Annotated in this window: 19 protein-coding genes; all 19 read left to right on the forward strand. The window is 37.8% G+C overall.

Translation table 11 applies throughout. The features are described from left to right. Positions 1-8 precede the first annotated feature (8 nt). Positions 9-1271, forward strand: coding sequence for an ABC transporter permease (locus C1726_RS19975; protein WP_102274753.1), 1263 nt, complete (start codon positions 9-11; stop codon positions 1269-1271). Continuing rightward, on the forward strand, positions 1268-2365 hold the full coding sequence (locus C1726_RS19980; protein WP_102274754.1) for an ABC transporter permease: 1098 nt from the start codon (positions 1268-1270) through the stop codon (positions 2363-2365). The genes C1726_RS19975 and C1726_RS19980 overlap by 4 nt, the downstream gene beginning before the upstream one ends. Before the next feature lie 132 nt (positions 2366-2497). Further along, on the forward strand, positions 2498-3271 hold the full coding sequence (locus tag C1726_RS19985) for a CheR family methyltransferase (RefSeq protein WP_102274755.1): 774 nt from the start codon (positions 2498-2500) through the stop codon (positions 3269-3271). A gap of 194 nt (positions 3272-3465) precedes the next feature. After that, positions 3466-4638 carry a chorismate synthase gene (gene aroC, locus C1726_RS19990; RefSeq protein WP_102274756.1) on the forward strand — a complete coding sequence of 391 codons (1173 nt, stop codon included), beginning with the start codon at positions 3466-3468 and terminating at the stop codon, positions 4636-4638. A gap of 1 nt (position 4639) precedes the next feature. Further along, positions 4640-5722 carry a 3-dehydroquinate synthase gene (gene aroB / locus C1726_RS19995; RefSeq protein ID WP_102274757.1) on the forward strand — a complete coding sequence of 361 codons (1083 nt, stop codon included), beginning with the start codon at positions 4640-4642 and terminating at the stop codon, positions 5720-5722. A gap of 2 nt (positions 5723-5724) precedes the next feature. Then, positions 5725-6099: a chorismate mutase gene (aroH, locus tag C1726_RS20000; RefSeq protein ID WP_102274758.1), complete on the forward strand. Its 375-nt coding sequence runs from the start codon at positions 5725-5727 to the stop codon at positions 6097-6099. Between the two features lie 49 nt (positions 6100-6148). Next, a complete protein-coding gene (gene hisC / locus C1726_RS20005; protein ID WP_102274759.1) occupies positions 6149-7267 on the forward strand; it encodes a histidinol-phosphate transaminase in 1119 nt (372 codons plus the stop codon). Positions 7268-7328: 61 nt separating this feature from the next. After that, positions 7329-8435, forward strand: coding sequence for a prephenate dehydrogenase (locus C1726_RS20010; protein WP_102274760.1), 1107 nt, complete (start codon positions 7329-7331; stop codon positions 8433-8435). A gap of 52 nt (positions 8436-8487) precedes the next feature. Next, complete coding sequence (aroA, locus tag C1726_RS20015; protein ID WP_407642046.1) at positions 8488-9771, forward strand: 3-phosphoshikimate 1-carboxyvinyltransferase; 1284 nt, start codon at positions 8488-8490, stop codon at positions 9769-9771. Positions 9772-9994: 223 nt separating this feature from the next. After that, positions 9995-10894, forward strand: a complete 900-nt coding sequence (locus C1726_RS20020; protein ID WP_102274762.1) for a hypothetical protein — start codon at positions 9995-9997, stop codon at positions 10892-10894. Positions 10895-10934: 40 nt separating this feature from the next. Beyond that, positions 10935-12191 (forward strand): tetratricopeptide repeat protein, encoded by a 1257-nt coding sequence (locus C1726_RS20025; protein WP_102274763.1) that lies wholly within the window; start codon positions 10935-10937, stop codon positions 12189-12191. A gap of 48 nt (positions 12192-12239) precedes the next feature. After that, on the forward strand, positions 12240-12791 hold the full coding sequence (locus C1726_RS20030; RefSeq protein WP_102274764.1) for a ReoY family proteolytic degradation factor: 552 nt from the start codon (positions 12240-12242) through the stop codon (positions 12789-12791). Positions 12792-12956: 165 nt separating this feature from the next. Further along, positions 12957-13418, forward strand: a complete 462-nt coding sequence (locus C1726_RS20035; protein ID WP_102274765.1) for a YpiF family protein — start codon at positions 12957-12959, stop codon at positions 13416-13418. 154 nt (positions 13419-13572) lie between these two features. Beyond that, positions 13573-14079, forward strand: a complete 507-nt coding sequence (locus C1726_RS20040) for a QcrA and Rieske domain-containing protein (protein WP_102274766.1) — start codon at positions 13573-13575, stop codon at positions 14077-14079. A gap of 3 nt (positions 14080-14082) precedes the next feature. Further along, a complete protein-coding gene (qcrB, locus tag C1726_RS20045; protein WP_053476792.1) occupies positions 14083-14757 on the forward strand; it encodes a menaquinol-cytochrome c reductase cytochrome b subunit in 675 nt (224 codons plus the stop codon). 51 nt (positions 14758-14808) lie between these two features. After that, positions 14809-15576 carry a menaquinol-cytochrome c reductase cytochrome b/c subunit gene (locus C1726_RS20050; protein WP_102274767.1) on the forward strand — a complete coding sequence of 256 codons (768 nt, stop codon included), beginning with the start codon at positions 14809-14811 and terminating at the stop codon, positions 15574-15576. A 110-nt stretch (positions 15577-15686) separates the two neighbouring features. Beyond that, positions 15687-16283, forward strand: coding sequence for a lipoprotein heptaprenylglyceryl N-acetyltransferase LhaT (gene lhaT, locus C1726_RS20055; RefSeq protein ID WP_102274768.1), 597 nt, complete (start codon positions 15687-15689; stop codon positions 16281-16283). A gap of 106 nt (positions 16284-16389) precedes the next feature. Further along, a complete protein-coding gene (gene ypjB, locus C1726_RS20060; RefSeq protein WP_102274769.1) occupies positions 16390-17178 on the forward strand; it encodes a sporulation protein YpjB in 789 nt (262 codons plus the stop codon). Positions 17179-17247: 69 nt separating this feature from the next. Further along, positions 17248-17928 (forward strand): zinc metallopeptidase, encoded by a 681-nt coding sequence (locus C1726_RS20065; protein ID WP_102274770.1) that lies wholly within the window; start codon positions 17248-17250, stop codon positions 17926-17928. Positions 17929-17939: the final 11 nt, after the last annotated feature.

Here is a 17939-nt window from a genome sequence, read left to right on the forward strand (position 1 = left end):
GAACGAAAATGATCATTCAATTAATAAAAAAAGAGTTGCTCATGGTTTGGAGGAGACCTCGTGAATTAGTTATCCTCCTCTTTATGCCTTTTGTCCTTATTACTATATTAGGGGCTGCATTAGGTTCAATTATCAATGGCGATGCTCCAGATTTAGATATTAAACTAGCTGTTATACAAAAGGATGATATTGATGATGGGGAAGAAAAAATGATTAAAAGAATAGAAGACCTGCCGATATCACCAGAAGAAAAAACAACAGCAATTGAAGGGATAAAAAGCTTCAATCCGATAAAAATCTTACGTGATGATATATTTGGAAGCGTGGAATTTAAAGATAGCATTCGAGTAGTAGAAATGGAGAGTGCTCCATCTGCAAAAGAATCACTTGAATATAGTGGCGTACTTGAAGTTCCTGCAGGGTTTACAGAACAATTTTATCGTCATGCATTTTTAAATGAAGATGAGATCCCGAGTTTAAATCTTAAACTAAATGAATCATACACACTAGAGGGAGGCGTGCTGAATGATATATTTTCCTCATTTCAAGATAATATTTCATTATGGTCAGCTCTTCCGTCTCTAGGAATTGATCAGGAAATGCTTCAAAACAGCTTAATTTCCAAAGTGGGAAACATAGAAACGGTAACGAAGAAAAAGCCAATTAATGCCGTCACCTATTACGCAATTGGGATGTGCGTGATGTTTATGTTTTATGTAGCGGGAAATTCGGCAGCCTTGGCATTGGAAGAGAAGGAAAACCAGATTTATGGACGTATACTATTAGCTAACGTGCCCATCCCGACATTTTTCATAGGTATTTTTGTTTCGACGATTATTGTCACCTTTATACAAATGAATATATTGTTTGGCTTGTCAGCTCTCATACATGATGTAAGATGGCCAAATACTTTCGATTATTTTGTTGTAACTCTTTGTTTGTGTTTGATGGTTGGGGGGTTCGCTGTTTTTATTTCAGCTATTAATTATCGTTTGAATTCTAGAAGCGCAACTCAAGTATTTTCCAGCTTTTTAATACCAATTATTGCTTTCATCGGCGGAAGTTTTATCCCAGTTTCGCAAATTGGCGGATTTTTTGAAACGATTTCTCAATACTCCCCTGGTGGCGCAGGAATTTCAGCCTACTATAAGATCATGCAAGGATACACTTTAAATGATATTTCGGTTCAATTGTTATCCGTTCTAATTACGACTATATTGTTGCTAGTATTAGCATTTTTGATCCAGCCAAGAAGAGGTGAATCGATATGAGAGGCATCATATGGGGGAAATTCCGCTTGCTACTTAGAAAACCAGGTGCATTTATCGCGACCACTATTATTTGTATCGCGTTTGCCTACTTATTAGGGAAGTCATCGTTTACAAAGGTTGAAGTTCCTGTTTATAGTTCTTTACCCGAGGAAGAGGTAAATGAAATCGTAGAAGAACTGAATAAAGGTGACTCTTTTTCATTTGTCGCTGGAGATGAAAAAGAGGTAAAGAACAAAGTTGCTTCAGGCAATGCAGAAGCAGGTATTTCACTTGATGCTGATTTCTTTACAATATATCAGGTGGGAAATACAGAGAATTTTCATCTGATTAATCAATATGTAGAAAGATATTATTTAAAAAGATTACAAGAAAAAGCTGTCATTGATCTTGCTGTTGATTCAAATAAGGCAATTGAAAAAATTAATGAAGTAAAAGAAAATCACCTTTTCGAGCTCTCAGTAGCCTCTTTTTCAGATGATAATCAATGGGTGTATGATCCAGGTCTCCAATCATTATTTGGATTTGCTCTGTTCTTCTCTATATACACTGTTGCGTTTAATGTAGTTGAAATTTTACGGGAGAAACAGCTCGGGATTTGGGATAGGCTGATTTTATCTTCTACAACAAAGTTAGAAATGTATGTAGGCAATTTGCTTTATTGCTTTTTTATAGGTTATCTACAAATCTCCTTAATATTTGTTGTCTTTAAATTTGGTGCAGGAGTAGACTTCTATGGCTCGTTTGGAAAAACTTTGATCCTGATTATCCCTTATTTATTTTCGATTGTAGCATTATCAATCTTTTTAACAGGCATCGTTAAAACAATCGGACAGTTTAATGCACTAGTTCCATTAATAAGTGTAAGCTTTGCTATGCTTGGCGGAGCTTATTGGCCAATTGAAATCATTACATCAGAGACACTGTTAACCATTTCAAAGGCAATCCCGATTACTTATGGAATGGAGCTTTTAAAAGGTGCAACTATCTCTGGCTTATCCTATAGCGAGTTATTATATCCCGTTTCAATATTAATATTAATGGGTGTAGTCATGATGGGGATTGGAATTCGTTTAATGGAAAGAAGGCATGTATAATTAGAAGTTTACAAGAATGCCGATTTCTCTTTCAAGAATAAAAATTTCAATAAAACTCACTCCAATCTGGGATTTTTCAGCTATACTAATAATGTATAACCGAAACTAGCAATGAATAGAGGAGTAAAGGCAATGTCGCAGGATTATCAGAATTTCATTGTAAATATTAAAAAGAAAACTGGAATTGATTTATCCTTGTATAAAGAAGCACAAATGAAAAGAAGGCTCCTTTCATTATATGAAAAAAAGGGGTTTCATTCTTTTAATGATTTTTTTGATGCTATGAATAAGGATAGAGAACTGTTAATTGAATTTCTTGATCGAATGACAATAAATGTGTCAGAGTTTTATCGCAATGCAAAAAGATGGGAAGTGCTTGAAAAGAAAATTATTCCAAAACTGCTTGAGAAGAATAAGCGATTGAAAATTTGGAGTGCAGCATGTTCGACAGGGGAAGAGCCATATACAATTGCGATGGTAATGTCAAATTTTATGCCATTATCTCAAGTCCAAATTTTAGCAACAGATTTAGATGAAAATGTTATTGCTAGAGCAAAGATGGGAATATATCCGGAAAGATCTTTAAATGAAGTACCAGAGGAAATGAAGAAAAAATATTTCACGAAAGATGGAACTTTCTTTAAAATATCTGATGATGTAAAGAAAACAGTCACTTTTCGCAAGCAGAATCTCTTAGCAGACAGCTTTGGGGGTCCTTTTGATTTAATTGTCTGCCGAAATGTACTTATTTATTTTACAGAAGAGGCGAAGGATGAGCTCTATTATAAATTTAGCGGAGCATTAAACAAAGATGGCATCTTTTTTGTTGGAAGCACAGAGCAAATTTTTAATCCAGGAAAGTATGAGTTTGAAACAGAAGACACATTCTTTTATCGGAAGAAGTAACCTGAGGACCTGGAGAAATCCAGCGTCTTTTTTTATTGAATTGCTTTTCTTTTTTGAGTAACTAATCATTTCATGTTAAAATGCATTAAATATAGAAATAAATTATAGGAATTTTCTTTTTTTTACTATTTTTATTATTTATCCTATGTTATATTGGTACATAATCCTTTAATGAGTTGAAGGGGGAAAGAGTTTTGAGATACTTAACTTCGGGTGAATCCCATGGTCCGCAGCTGATGACCATTATTGAAGGGCTGCCAGCAGGTTTACCGCTGTTGGACTCAGATATTAATTTTGAATTGGCAAGACGGCAAAAAGGTCATGGCAGAGGAAGAAGAATGCAAATTGAAAAAGATACAGTTCAAATAGTGGGTGGCATTAGACATGGGTATACCCTTGGATCGCCAGTTGGATTAGTCGTCGAAAATAATGATTGGAAGCATTGGACGAAAATTATGGGGCAGGAACCGATTGCTCCTGATGAAGAGGAAGAAATTAAAAGGAAGATTACACGGCCGCGCCCTGGTCATGCTGACCTAAATGGTGCATTAAAATACGGACATCGGGATATGCGGAATGTTCTTGAGCGCTCATCCGCAAGAGAAACGACGGTGAGAGTAGCTGCAGGAGCTGTAGCAAAAAAGTTATTAAAAGAGTTAGGAATCGAGGTCGCCTCTCATGTAATTGAAATAGGCGGAGTGACTTCTGCTTTAAAAGAATATGAATCTCTTGAAAAATTAAAAGAAATTACTGAAGGCTCACCAGTTAGATGCCTTGATCCAGTAGCTGAAAAGAAGATGATGGCTGCCATTGATGAAGCAAAACAACAAGGTGATTCCATTGGTGGAATTGTTGAAGTTATTGTCGAAGGGATGCCTCCTGGTATAGGAAGCTATGTTCATTACGATAGAAAGCTTGATGCGAAACTGGCTAGTGGAATGATGAGTATAAATGCATTTAAGGGTGTTGAGATTGGCATCGGGTTTGAAGCAGCAAGTAAACCTGGCAGTGAGGTTCATGATGAAATTGCATGGAGTGAGGAACGAGGGTATTATCGGAAAACCAATCGTTTAGGCGGACTTGAGGGTGGAATGACTACTGGCATGCCAATTGTTGTCAGAGGGGTAATGAAGCCGATTCCAACACTGTATAAACCGCTTCAAAGTGTTGATATTGAAACGAAGGAACCATTTTCAGCAAGTATTGAACGTTCAGACAGCTGTGCTGTTCCTGCAGCTGCTGTCGTTGCCGAAAATGTGATCGCATGGGAGCTGGCAGCTTCGATTGTTGAACAATTTTACTCTGATCGATTGGAAACATTGAAGGAGACAGTTGATAAGCAAAGAGCTTTCGCAAGGGAGTTTTAATATGAAGCAAATTTCCATTCAAACAGCTTCAAAAACATATCCTGTTTTTATTGGTTCGGATGTTATTAAGCAATTAGGCGCATTTATTAATCATGCTTTCCCTTTCCTATCAAAAGTATTGATTATTACGGATGAAACAGTTGGAGATTTGTATCAATTTGATATCCAACAGGCTCTTGCGGATTTCCGAGTACAATCATATATTGTCCCAAGTGGAGAAAAAGCTAAAACCTTTGAAGTATATTATCAATGCTTAACTTTTGCACTTGAGAATAAGCTGGACAGGAAATCGCTTGTCATTGCATTTGGCGGAGGGGCAGTCGGTGATCTTGGAGGGTTTGTTGCTGCTACATTTATGAGGGGAATTCCTTTTATACAAGTACCAACAACTATTCTTGCTCATGATAGTGCAGTCGGAGGGAAAGTAGCCATTAATCATCCATCAGGGAAAAATATGATTGGTGCATTTTATCAGCCGGAAGCAGTATTTTATGACTTGAATTTTCTTGAATCATTGCCATTGCATGAAAAAAGATCTGGATTTGCGGAAGTGGTTAAACATGGGCTTATTCATGATCCTGCCCTTTATTTATGGTTAAGTGAACACATCCGCTCATTGGTGAGGCTATCCGTTCCCGATTTAAGTTATATGCTGGCTAGAGGGATTGAAGTCAAAAATGATTTTGTTTCTTTAGACGAAAGAGAGACAGGGGTTCGTGCATTTCTCAATTTTGGTCACACACTTGGTCATGCGATCGAAGCCGAGGCTGGTTATGGCAAATGGACGCATGGTGAGGCAGTCGTCATTGGAATGTTATTTGCATTAGAGCTAAGCCGGAAAAAAGCCGGTTTAAAATTTGATAGTGAATATTTTAAGGCTTGGCTAAAACAGCTGGGATATGCCATAAAGCTTCCAAAAGAGCTGTCACATGAAAAATTAGTAGAGCGGATGAGGCAAGATAAAAAGTCGATTGACCAAAAAGTAAATTTTGTATTGTTAAAGGAAATTGGCAGCCCCATTTCATATGAAATTACGGATGAAGAGTTGTTGAATGAGCTATACATATTTCATAAGGGGGAATGATTATGATTCGAGGAATTAGGGGAGCTATTACTGTTTCTGAGAATAGAGAAAGTGAAATCATTGAAGCAACAGAAATCTTACTTAGAAAAATAATCGAACAAAACAGGATTGAAGCAAATATGGTTGCATCTATTTTCATTTCTGTGACAGAAGATATTACAGATTCATTCCCTGCGAAAGCTATCCGGTTAATTGATGGCTGGACGTATGTACCTGTTATGTGTATGAGAGAAATTCCTGTTCCATCTGCATTGGCAAAATGTATTCGCATTATGATGCACGTGAACACAGCGATCCCGCAAGAAGAAATAAACCATATTTATTTAGGAAATGCAATAAGTTTAAGGCCAGATTTAAAAGTTGAAAATAGATCCTAATAATTCATAGATTTGAAATCGTAAAATTGATAAGAAAAGGTGAATGATCATGAAATGGAAAGAGCAGCTCCTTCAGTTAACTCCCTATCAGCCAGGGAAATCAATCGATGAAGTGAAAAAGCAATATGGCTTAGATAAGATTGTAAAGCTCGCATCTAATGAAAATCCATTTGGGTGTTCAGATAAAGTAGCTGAAGCTTTAAATCAATCACCTTTAACATTCCCATTATACCCTGATGGATATGCAACAGATTTAAGAGCAGCTGTGGCAGAACATCTGAAGGTGAATGAGGATCAATTAATCTTTGGAAACGGTTCGGATGAAATTATCCAAATGATCTCTAGGTCATTATTAGGAAAAGGTACAAATACTATTATGGCTGAGCGGACATTTCCACAGTATAAGCACAATGCTATTGTTGAAGGAGCAGATATTAAAGAAATCCCTTTAATAAATGGAGAACATGATCTTGATCGCATGCTAGAGGCAATGGATGAGTATACATCTGTTGTGTGGATATGCAACCCGAATAATCCTACAGGTCATTATATTCCAGAGCACCGATTGCTTCCTTTTTTAGAGAAGGTACCAAAAGATGTTCTTGTTGTTCTTGATGAAGCTTACTGCGAATATGTGGATGCTCCAGATTATTGTGATACTATCCCTTTATTGAAGATATTTCCTAACTTGATTATTCTGCGTACATTTTCAAAAATTTATGGACTTGCAAGCTTGCGCATAGGCTATGGAATCAGTTGTTCTGATACTATACGTGCCCTGGAACCTGTTAGGGAACCATTTAATGTAAATCGTACAGCGCAAGCTGCAGCAATAGCCGCGATCAATGATCAGTCATATGTTGAGTATTGCATGCAGAGAAATCGGGAAGGGCTTGAACTTTTCTATCAATTCTGTTTTGAAAACAAGCTTGAGTACTACCCTTCACAAGGCAATTTTCTTTTAATTGACTTCAATACGGATGGGAATGAAGTGTTTCAGTTCTTACTTGAGAAAGGATACATCGTTCGCTCAGGTAAGGCTCTCGGTTTTCCGACATCGGTTCGTGTAACAGTCGGATCAAAGGAGCAAAATGAAGGCGTGATGAAAGTGATGGGAGAATATTTAACATTTAAAGCAACGTGTTTAGAGGGAGTAAAAGCCCAATAAAATCATAAAAATATTCAGAGGCTTTTTTTAGCCTCTGAATTTATTTAAAGGGATGAGGATCTTGAATAGCCGCGTGTTTATAATTGGTTTAGGATTGATAGGGGGTTCCCTTGCACTATGTATAAAGAAGCAGCATAAGGACGCGATAATTATTGGTTTTGATGTCAACTACGAACAGGCAAGGCTCGCTAGAATGCTTTCTGTAATTGATGATATTGCTGATTCTATTGAAGCTGGTGCGAAAGAAGCTGATCTTATTTTGATCGCTGCACCTGTTCAAGAAACGGAAATGATTATTCAGTATTTAGCAAATATTGAGCTAAAAGAGCAAGTTATTATTTCTGATGCAGGCAGTACGAAAAAGGCAATCGTTAAAAAGTCAAAATTGCTGGCAGATAAAGGGATTGCATTTATTGGCGGTCATCCAATGGCCGGTTCCCATAAAAGTGGGATCACTGCTGCAAAGTCAATCCTGTTTGAAAATGCTTTTTACTTGTTAACCCCTGAAGACCATATACATGGTGAACAGGTACAGCTTCTGCAAAACTGGCTTTTAGGGACGAAAGCAAAATTTATAATATTGTCTCCAGATGAGCATGATTATTTAACAGGTGTAATCAGCCATTTTCCTCACGTAATTGCCGCTTCTCTTGTACATCAAGCAGAGAAAACAAGTGAAAAGAGGAAGCTTGTGCCTCGTTTAGCAGCCGGCGGTTTCCGCGATGTGACAAGGATTGCATCCAGCAGTCCTGCAATGTGGAGAGATATTTTATTACATAATAAAGATGTTATTCTAAGTTTATTAGTAAACTGGCAGGAAGAAATGCAAAAGGTTACAAAAATGCTGGAAACCGAAAATAGTGAAGAAATCTATGATTACTTTTTAAAGGCAAAGCAGTTTAGAGATGAATTGCCGCAAAAACAAAAAGGAGCGATCCCTGCTTTTTACGACCTTTTTGTTGATGTCCCTGATTATCCTGGTGTCATTTCCGAAATAACAGGAATTCTAGCTAAGGAAGAAATAAGTATTACAAATATACGTATTCTTGAAACAAGGGAAGAAATATATGGTGTATTAGTCATTAGCTTTCAAACTGAAGAGGATCGCGAACGTGCGGAAACATGTATTCATTTACATACAAACTATGAGACTTCAGCTGGTTTATAGTACATGGTGTGAAGGTTTTTGTTGTAAAAAAATTTAGGAAAGGATGATGGGGATGCCAATAAAACTGCATACGAATGTGGAAGGCTTAAATGGAGAACTTGCCATTCCTGGAGATAAATCGATTTCCCATCGGTCAATCATGTTTGGGGCAATTGCAGAAGGAGAAACAGTTGTCACAAATTTTTTATTAGGTGAGGATTGCTTAAGTACGATCGATTGTTTCAAAAAAATGGGTGTCATAATTGAGCGGCAGGAAGAAAAGGTTATTATCCGTGGCAATGGCTTTGAAGGATTAAATGAGCCTTCAGAGGTATTTGATGTTGGAAACTCTGGCACAACAATACGCTTATTGTTAGGGATATTAGCTGGACGTCCATTTCACTCTGTTTTGATTGGTGATCAATCGATTGGAAAAAGACCGATGACAAGGGTAACGATGCCATTGCAATTATTTGGAGCAGCCATTAATGGAAGAAAGAATGGTGAATTCACGCCTTTATCGATTATGGGCGGGAATTTGAAAGGAATCGAATATAAGCTTCCTGTAGCGAGTGCACAGGTTAAATCCTCTCTTCTATTTGCTGGTTTACAAGCTGATGGAACGACGACTGTCGTTGAACCAGTGACTACTAGAGATCATACAGAACGAATGATCAAACAATTCGGCGGAGAAGTAGAGAAAATTGGCACAACGATCCGAATAAAGGGCGGACAGAAACTCACGGGTACATCCATTCATGTTCCAGGAGATATTTCTTCTGCAGCCTTCTTTTTAGCAGCTGGTGCCATTATACCTGAAAGTGAAATTAAATTGACTAATGTAGGTCTGAATCCAACAAGAACGGGCATTATTGATATTATGAAGGATATGGGGGCAAATATAACGATCACACAGAATATCGAGAATGAGTTTGAACCAAGCGGAGATATTTGTATTCAATCTTCTGCATTAAAAGGAACAACAATTGGAGGTGAAATCATACCAAGATTGATTGATGAAATTCCAATTATTGCCTTAATGGCAACCCAAGCTGAAGGGGTAACAATTATTAAAGATGCTCACGAATTAAAGGTGAAAGAAACAAATCGAATTGATACTGTTGTGGCTGAACTTACGAAGCTTGGTGCTAAAATAGATGCTACCGAAGATGGGATGATTATTTATGGCAAATCAGAATTAACTGGTGGAATGGTATCAAGTCACGGGGACCATCGGATTGGGATGATGCTATCAATTGCAGCTGCTTTAAGTAAGGAAGACGTTTACCTTGAGAATGAAGAGGCTATTTATGTATCCTATCCTTCATTCTTTGACCATTTGAACAGTCTTATATAGTCACTTACCTATTGAGAGCTGCTGTGCAGCTCTTTTGCTTTGGAAAAAATTGTCGGTCTGATTAATTAAACAAGCCTTTACGTACGAATTAGTAATCTGCACAGTGAAATTTGGCAGACCGAAATTTACATATTTAGTTAAGTGCATTGTCCTGATCGTTCTTTGTCATATTTATCTTATAAAGTGCATAGCTTGTCATAAGACCGAATAAGAGGGGGGTTTTATGACGTATATTATTGAAAATGCAACCATATTAAAGGAACGAAGGATGACAAAAGCTTCACTGCTGATTGAGAATGGGAAGATTTTATCGATTAAACCGGATTATAAACGATACAGGTTTATTCGGATGAATGCAGCTTCTTATATCATGACCCCCACATCGACTCTTTTGCATAAAGAGTTCCCGTTAAATTTGCCTTTCCAAGAGTTAAAAAAATACTTTATTAATGAATTCATACTTAAGGGCTGTACAACCTTTATAACATTAGCTGAAGTGAATCATGAGCAAGCGTTGTCGAAAGAAATTAAACGTGTTCATACACGGTTGTTAAGCAGTCCAATCGACTATATTATTGGTGTGAAGATTTCTTCCCGATTACTAACTCCATCTTTATTAAGAAAATGCAAGCGGGAAAAGGTGCCTGCCGTTTTTGTAGAAATTCATCATGTGGACGAGCTGGATGCACTTCCTTGGGGATGGCTGAGGGAGGCTATGTTTCCGTATAATAGTCCGCTAATACCGCTTTTTGTAAATGGGAATGAGAGCGAAAGAAGCGAAGCAAAAATTAGATGGAAGCGGATTATGGAAAAAGAAAAAATTCCTTCTATTAATGAAGAAATAGCAGAAAATGAACCGATCTCCTATCCTGCTTTAAAAAAAATAGGGATTTTTCCGAAGAAATCAAGTATTCATCAAGGTCTCGAACTATCATATAACTTATACTTGAAGAGCAGGGAAATCAGAAATATTGAAGAAATCGAGCTCTTTCATTATCATAGACATATGCTTGTTCATACTGTTCATAAGGGCGAGGTCATCCGTGCGCAGGATTACATTGATTTTCGTCCAGGTTTCGGTGAACATGTTAAAATAAACACACCATCCTATTTTACTATTTAGTATACTGCTAGTCAGATAATTGTCCCGAAAGGAAATAATAATGGAAAAAGTAGATAAAATTATTACACTTATAGAAAATGGCCAACATGAGGAAGCGATGGAGCAGCAAAAACAAATTTTGCTGCAAGGATCCCATGAGGAAAGATTTGTCCTTGCGGAAGAGCTCTTTCAATATGGTTTTGTAGAGGAAGCTAAGGCATTATTCGAGAGGCTGCTGGAAGCTTATCCAGAAGAGGGAGAGCTGCTCGTTCTTTTGGCTGAGGCGAATATTGATCTTGGTCAGGAAGACGAAGCAATCCTAGTGCTTGAACGCGTGCAGGAGGATGATCCAAGTTTTCCACAATCACTTCTCCTCCTAGCTGACCTTTACCAGATGGAAGGGCTTTATGAGGTAAGCGAACAAAAGCTGCAGAAGGCAAAATCTATTTTGCCAGATGAAATCATTATTGATTTTGCACTCGGAGAACTTTATGCTGAGCAAGGGAAATTTCTAGAGGCCACAAGATCATACGAAAAGGTGTTGCTTAATGAAGATGTAATTGGGGGTGTAAATGTCAACCAACGGATGGCAGAGGTCCTGAGTGTTGGGGGAGCATTTGAGGAAGCATTGCCATATTACGAGCAAGCACTAGATGAAAAAATTGAAATCAATACTTTGTTTAGCTATGCATTCACAGCATTGCAAGCAGGCTTTAATCGGACAGCGATTGAAAAATTTAATGAATTAATGGAGCTGGATCCTGAGTATCATTCATTATATTTAAATCTTGCAAAAGCCTATGAACGGGAAGAAGAACTCGAAAATAGCTATCAAGCGATAAGAATGGGAATCAAGCAGGATGAATATAATAAAGATCTTTATTTATACGGCGGGAAGCTCGCATTAAAGCTTGGCAAGGAAGAGGAAGCTGAAAAGTTATTTAGAGAGTCCTTAGCTCTAGATCCTGAATTTACAGAGGCAGCTGTCACCCTGACAAAGCTGTTCCTTAAACAGGATAGGTATGAGGATGTCTTAGAAATAACGGGAATGATGAACGATCTTGAAGAAGAAGAGCCCCGTCTCCTCTGGGATGCTGCAATCGCACATCAGCAGCTTGAAGAATATTCACAGGCATTAAACAAATACGATAGTGCATATACTTTTTTTAAGGAGCAGCCAGATTTTCTGTCCGATTATGGATATTTTCTAATTGAAGAAGGAAAAACAGCTGAGGCTGCCGAAATTTTTAATAGACTAATAAAAATTGAACCAAACAACTTAGAATTTCAGGATATAGTACAAAGACTCTCGGAATAATTACGAGGAGCTTATCGCATTTCAATTTGCAGAGGAGGGAATCTAATCATGTCAGCCCCTGTATCTGTCAACGAGAAAAAAGATTTTATTCGCTGGTTTCTCAATCATTATCAGTTAAAAAGGCGAGAATGCGTATGGATATTAAATTATTTAATGAGCCATGATCAACTAATGGAAAAGGTTCATTTTGTTGAACAAGCGCAATATTGCCCAAAGGGTTTAGTAATGTCTACTCATTGTGTGGAAGAAGTCCCATTTCGTTTTTATAAGGAAAATGTCATGACTACAGACGCAGAGAAATCATTCCATGATATTAGACTAAACCGGGAGGAAGAAATCTTTATACAATTAAATTTTCATGCATCAAACAAAACACATCAGTATGCAGCGGTGCTGGAAGAAAATCCGTTCATGCCAAAGAAACTTCGAATAAATGAAAAGGATCGGCTGATTGCGGAACGTTTCTTAGAAAACTGTATAGAAAGATTTCAAAAGGATCATCTCTTGAAAAAAATTGATGAAGCACTTGATAATCATGATGAACAGACTTTTTTACTGCTAACAGAAAAATTAATAAAGCTTAATAAAGATATTCATTAGCTTGCCATACTGGCAGGCTTTTATTTTTTTGCTTTGTAAGTGTGCTAAACTTCCTTTTAGTAACTGGATTATAGTGATATGATAATGAGGAAAGCTGGCAGCAGCTATTGATTATTGAATGCAATTCTATTGTTTTGGACAAATATAAGATATGGAGTGAAATGGATGAAGTGGATTTCCCAGGATATTGATATGTACATAAAATCAAAAGAATATGTAGACACAGCAGTTCTTCCTTTGTTTCCGGTATCATTAGGAGATGACATAAAGCAAACTGCAGCGATGTCGGAGTTTATATCTTTATTGAGCATTCAGCTTGAAAGACAGTTCAGAGGGAGATTAGTTATGCTTCCAGGCTATTCATATTTAAAATCATTCCCTGAGGATAAGCTTATAAGCGATGTGAAATTATGGGAAACGGAACTATTAGAAAAAGGGTTTAAACACGTATTCTGCTTAACATCTGATAGCAGCTGGAAAGCAAATGAAAATCAAATCACGAGCGGTTTGATTTGGCTCCCTTCGCTTCCGCTAGAGCATATGGATGAGCAGTATAAAACTACTATTCTTGACGATCAAGTAAAGCAGCTGCTCCAATTGTTTCTGCAAAAGTGGGCATCAGCTTAAGTCAAGTGGCAATTTTAGTCACACAGTTGACATGTTTTCGTCAAAGGATATATTGACCTTATATTAAGATTGATATATCATTGTTATGTCCTAGTTTTATATTGTGTTGAATTTTGTCCGTTGGACTTAACTTCATAATAGAGGGGGGAAAGGTATGAGCAAAAATCGTGTTTCAAGACGTCAATTCCTAAGCTATACACTAACTGGTGTAGGCGGTTTCATGGCTGCTGGAATGTTAATGCCAATGGTTCGTTTTGCAATTGATCCAGTATTGCAGGCAAAAGCTGGCGGTAATTACATTCCGACTCCGCAAAAGGTTGCTGATATTACAGAAGTGCCAACTCGTGTTGACTTTACATTCGAACAGCAGGATGCATGGTACAATTCTGAAGAAACTGGAACTGCGTGGGTTTATAAGGACGACAAAGGAGAAATTGTCGCACTTTCACCTGTTTGTAAGCATTTAGGGTGTGTGGTTAACTGGGAAGGAGATAAATCCAAACCTGACCATTTCTACTGCCCGTGTCATGGAGGACTTTATACGAAAGATGGTACAAACGTTCCAGGTACACCACCTATTGCACCACTTGATGTATATCCTTACATTGAAAAAGATGGTTACCTGCACTTAGGTAAAGCAGAGCCAAAGAAGGGGGCGTAATCCTTGTTAAATAAAATTTATGACTGGGTGGACGAGCGTTTAGATATTACGCCTTTATGGCGCGATATTGCAGATCATGAAGTGCCTGAGCATGTAAACCCTGCCCATCACTTTTCTGCTTTCGTTTATTGCTTCGGCGGATTAACATTCTTTGTTACCGTTATTCAAATCTTATCTGGAATGTTCCTAACCATGTATTATGTTCCAGATATTAAAAATGCATGGGAGTCCGTGTATTACTTGCAAAACCATGTGGCATTTGGACAAATTGTCCGCGGAATGCATCACTGGGGTGCTAGTTTAGTCATCGTAATGATGTTCTTACATACGTTACGCGTATTCTTCCAAGGTGCTTACAAGAAACCGCGTGAATTGAACTGGGTTGTCGGTGTATTGATTTTCTTCGTTATGCTGGCTCTTGGTTTAACAGGCTACTTACTGCCTTGGGATATGAAAGCATTATTTGCAACAAAAGTTACAATGCAAATTATTGAATCTGTTCCGTTAATTGGGGTATATCTAAAAACCCTCATTGCTGGATCGCCGGATATCGTTGGAGCGCAAACCATTACTCGTTTCTTTGCGATTCACGTATTCTTCTTGCCAGCAGCATTGTTCGCATTAATGGCTGCTCACTTTGTAATGATTCGTAAACAAGGTATTTCAGGACCATTGTAAGCTGATATGAGCAAAAAGAGGATTTTTAGATAAAGGAGGGGGAATCGCCCAATGCATCGTGGTAAAGGTATGAAATTCGTAGGAGACTCTCGTGTTTCTGCTGAACGAAAACCGAACATTCCGAAAGACTATTCGGAATACCCTGGCAAAACGGAAGCATTCTGGCCTAACTTCCTATTAAAAGAATGGATGATAGGTGCCGTTTTCCTAATCGGATTTTTATGTTTAACAATTGCACATGAGCCGCCGCTTGAAAAAATCGCGGATCCAAGTGATACAGCATATATTCCATTGCCAGACTGGTATTTCTTATTCTTATACCAACTTTTAAAGTATACTTACGCATCAGGTCCATTTAATATTGTAGGTGCCTTAATCATACCAGGTCTTGCTTTCGGAGCATTGCTGCTTGCACCATTTATCGACCGTGGACCAGAACGCCGTCCATCAAAGCGCCCATTAGCTACTGGATTTATGTTATTAGCAGTAGCTGCAATTACATTCTTAACTTGGCAGTCCGTAGCAACCCATGACTGGGAAGCTGCAGCAAACCAAGGTAAAATTGTTGCTGAGGTTGAAATTGATAAAGAAGCAGAAGGCTACAAGATTATGGAAGCGAATACTTGCTTAACATGTCATGGTGGAGAACTTCAAGGAGGAGGAGGAGCACCTGCTCTTATTGACACTGGTCTAACTCCTGAAGAAATTAAAGAAATTGTTACCAACGGTAAAGGCGCAATGCCAGCTGGACTTTTCAAAGGTTCAGATGAAGAATTTGATAAATTGGCTGAGTATATCTCAGGAATCGTAAGTGAATAATCCTAAAGGCTGACGTTAATTCGTCAGCTTTTTTGTTTCGTGTGCATATAATGTACAGGCCTCTATGGTAAAATAATGAAGAAAAACATTGAATAGAGAAGAGGACAATCATGAAGTGGATTTATCCAGTTTTAGGGAATAAAGCAGTAATGTGGCTTCTTTTAGTTATCAATATTGCAGGGACCATTTACGGTTATATCTGGTATAAATGGCAGCTTGTTGAAACACCTGCGATATTCTTGCCTTTTGTTCCAGATAGCCCAACTGCAAGCTTATTCTTTGTATTTGTATTAATCGCTTTTCTTTTAGGGAAAAATTGGCCGTTATTTGAAACGCTAGCCATTGTAACATTAATTAAATATGGCATCTGGGCTGTAGTGATGAATTTATTAGTATTTCAAGTGACTGGGGAGCTTGATTGGGTTGCGCTTATGCTGATATTTTCACATGGTGCGATGGCTGTACAGGGAATGCTTTATGCACCATTTTACCGTATAAAAACTTGGCATCTTGTAGTTACAGGTATTTGGACGCTGCATAATGATGTGATTGATTATGTGTTTTTTATGCTTCCGCGCTATCCAATCTTAGACTTGTATACTCCACAAATTGGGTATTTCACATTTTGGCTGAGTATTTTTTCTTTAGGGATCACGTACTTTTTGACGTTAAGAAAAAATCATTTTCAATTAGAAATTAAATATTAGCCAATACTAATAATAAAATCGAATTAAAACTATCGAAAATGGATTTCTGGTCTATCCTTGTCCAAACTCTCATACATATTTAATAGTAATTTGAGGGGGGACAAGTATGAAATCCAGAATAATGATTGCAATCATGATTTTTCTTCTATTGCCCATAACAGGATATGCAGAAGAAACCTCATCTATTGATAGATTGGATCAATTATCGGATGAAGCGCTGCAAATGGTCAAGCTCCATCGATATGATGATGCCAAAAAGCTTCTAGATTACTTTTCAGATCAATTTTGTGCGACATCGGAACAGGTAAGAATTTTGACTTCTGATGAGATGAGAATTGTTACTGTTTCTCATGATGAAGCGGTGCAAGCTACTGCTAATGCAACCATAAATCACAATGAGAAAATCAATCGTGTAACAAAGTTTAGGCTTGTTATGGATGCTATTACTTCTCAAAGTCAGCCATTATGGACAGAAATGGAAGCCCCGATTATGACTGTTTTTGGAGAAATGAAAGAGGCTGTATACAACGGAGATAAAGAACATTTTCAATCGAAATTTAATACTTTTTTGTCTTTATATGATGTTATTTATCCAAGCATGAAAATTAATGTTACAGGGGAGCGCATTCAAAGAATCGATACTCGTATTGATTATATTGATCGCTATCGCCCGCAAGTATTAGCTGATGAAGAAACTCAGAAGGAACTTGACGCATTGGAAGCGGACTTGCAGCTTTTATTTGATGAAATGTCTGATGATGAAGCGGATCCCTCTTTATGGTGGGTGATTATTTCAACTGGCAGTATTATTATACTTACATTATCTTATGTAGGATGGAGAAAGTATAAGGGTGACAGGCAAAAGGAAAAGAACCGTTCAAGAGGGCAAAAATAGTGACATCAAATTTCTGCAAGTGTAGAATATAAAAAAACAACTAGAATTAGCGGAAATGGGAGGTTAATTATGGGTGGTTACCTTATTTACTTCGCTATCATCATACTAGTGCCGATTTGGGCGCAGCTTAAAGTAAAGGGCTCCTATGCAAAGTACTCGAAAGTCTCATCCTCTTCCCATATGAGGGGTGCAGAAGTTGCGAGAAAGATTTTAGATGCAAATGGTTTATTCCACGTTGGAATAGAAGAAACAAGAGGTCATTTAACGGATCATTATGATCCCCGTTCAAAGACGGTCCGTCTTTCTTCAGCAAATTATCACGGTCATTCTGTTGCAGCTGCAGCAATAGCAGCTCATGAAGTTGGTCATGCGATCCAGGATCAGCAGGATTATTCATTTTTAAGATTTCGCCATGCGCTTGTTCCTGTTGCGAATCTTGGATCTAATTTTTCTTGGATATTAATTATGATTGGATTTCTAGCAGGCTACAGCGGTTTTGTTTTATTAGGGATTATCTTTATGGCAGCTGCAGTTGTTTTTCAGCTAATTACCTTACCAGTCGAATTTAATGCATCCAATCGAGCGATGGATCAGGTAGTTTCTCTTGGGGTCATTCGAAATGATGAAGAAAGGGAGACTAGAAAAGTGCTAAATGCAGCCGCGCTCACTTATGTTGCTGCAGCAGCTGTTGCGGTGATGGAACTGCTGCGTTTAATTCTTATTTATACTGGAATGCAAAGAAATGATTAAAACCAGCCAAA

The sequence above is a fragment of the Cytobacillus massiliigabonensis genome (assembly GCF_900199725.1).
Taxonomy (GTDB): domain Bacteria; phylum Bacillota; class Bacilli; order Bacillales; family Cytobacillaceae; genus Cytobacillus; species Cytobacillus massiliigabonensis.

What these genes read in the sequence shown, in the direction of transcription:
- C1726_RS19985 (WP_102274755.1), top strand. Translation starts at nt 2,498, where the DNA reads ATGTCGCAGGATTATCAGAATTTCATTGTAAATATTAAAAAGAAAACT.
- C1726_RS19975 (WP_102274753.1), top strand. Translation starts at nt 9, where the DNA reads ATGATCATTCAATTAATAAAAAAAGAGTTGCTCATGGTTTGGAGGAGA.
- C1726_RS20035 (WP_102274765.1), top strand. Translation starts at nt 12,957, where the DNA reads ATGAAGTGGATTTCCCAGGATATTGATATGTACATAAAATCAAAAGAA.
- C1726_RS20030 (WP_102274764.1), top strand. Translation starts at nt 12,240, where the DNA reads ATGTCAGCCCCTGTATCTGTCAACGAGAAAAAAGATTTTATTCGCTGG.
- aroA (WP_407642046.1), top strand. Translation starts at nt 8,488, where the DNA reads ATGCCAATAAAACTGCATACGAATGTGGAAGGCTTAAATGGAGAACTT.
- C1726_RS20065 (WP_102274770.1), top strand. Translation starts at nt 17,248, where the DNA reads ATGGGTGGTTACCTTATTTACTTCGCTATCATCATACTAGTGCCGATT.
- aroH (WP_102274758.1), top strand. Translation starts at nt 5,725, where the DNA reads ATGATTCGAGGAATTAGGGGAGCTATTACTGTTTCTGAGAATAGAGAA.
- C1726_RS19980 (WP_102274754.1), top strand. Translation starts at nt 1,268, where the DNA reads ATGAGAGGCATCATATGGGGGAAATTCCGCTTGCTACTTAGAAAACCA.
- hisC (WP_102274759.1), top strand. Translation starts at nt 6,149, where the DNA reads ATGAAATGGAAAGAGCAGCTCCTTCAGTTAACTCCCTATCAGCCAGGG.
- ypjB (WP_102274769.1), top strand. Translation starts at nt 16,390, where the DNA reads ATGAAATCCAGAATAATGATTGCAATCATGATTTTTCTTCTATTGCCC.
- C1726_RS20050 (WP_102274767.1), top strand. Translation starts at nt 14,809, where the DNA reads ATGCATCGTGGTAAAGGTATGAAATTCGTAGGAGACTCTCGTGTTTCT.
- lhaT (WP_102274768.1), top strand. Translation starts at nt 15,687, where the DNA reads ATGAAGTGGATTTATCCAGTTTTAGGGAATAAAGCAGTAATGTGGCTT.
- C1726_RS20040 (WP_102274766.1), top strand. Translation starts at nt 13,573, where the DNA reads ATGAGCAAAAATCGTGTTTCAAGACGTCAATTCCTAAGCTATACACTA.
- C1726_RS20020 (WP_102274762.1), top strand. Translation starts at nt 9,995, where the DNA reads ATGACGTATATTATTGAAAATGCAACCATATTAAAGGAACGAAGGATG.
- aroB (WP_102274757.1), top strand. Translation starts at nt 4,640, where the DNA reads ATGAAGCAAATTTCCATTCAAACAGCTTCAAAAACATATCCTGTTTTT.
- C1726_RS20025 (WP_102274763.1), top strand. Translation starts at nt 10,935, where the DNA reads ATGGAAAAAGTAGATAAAATTATTACACTTATAGAAAATGGCCAACAT.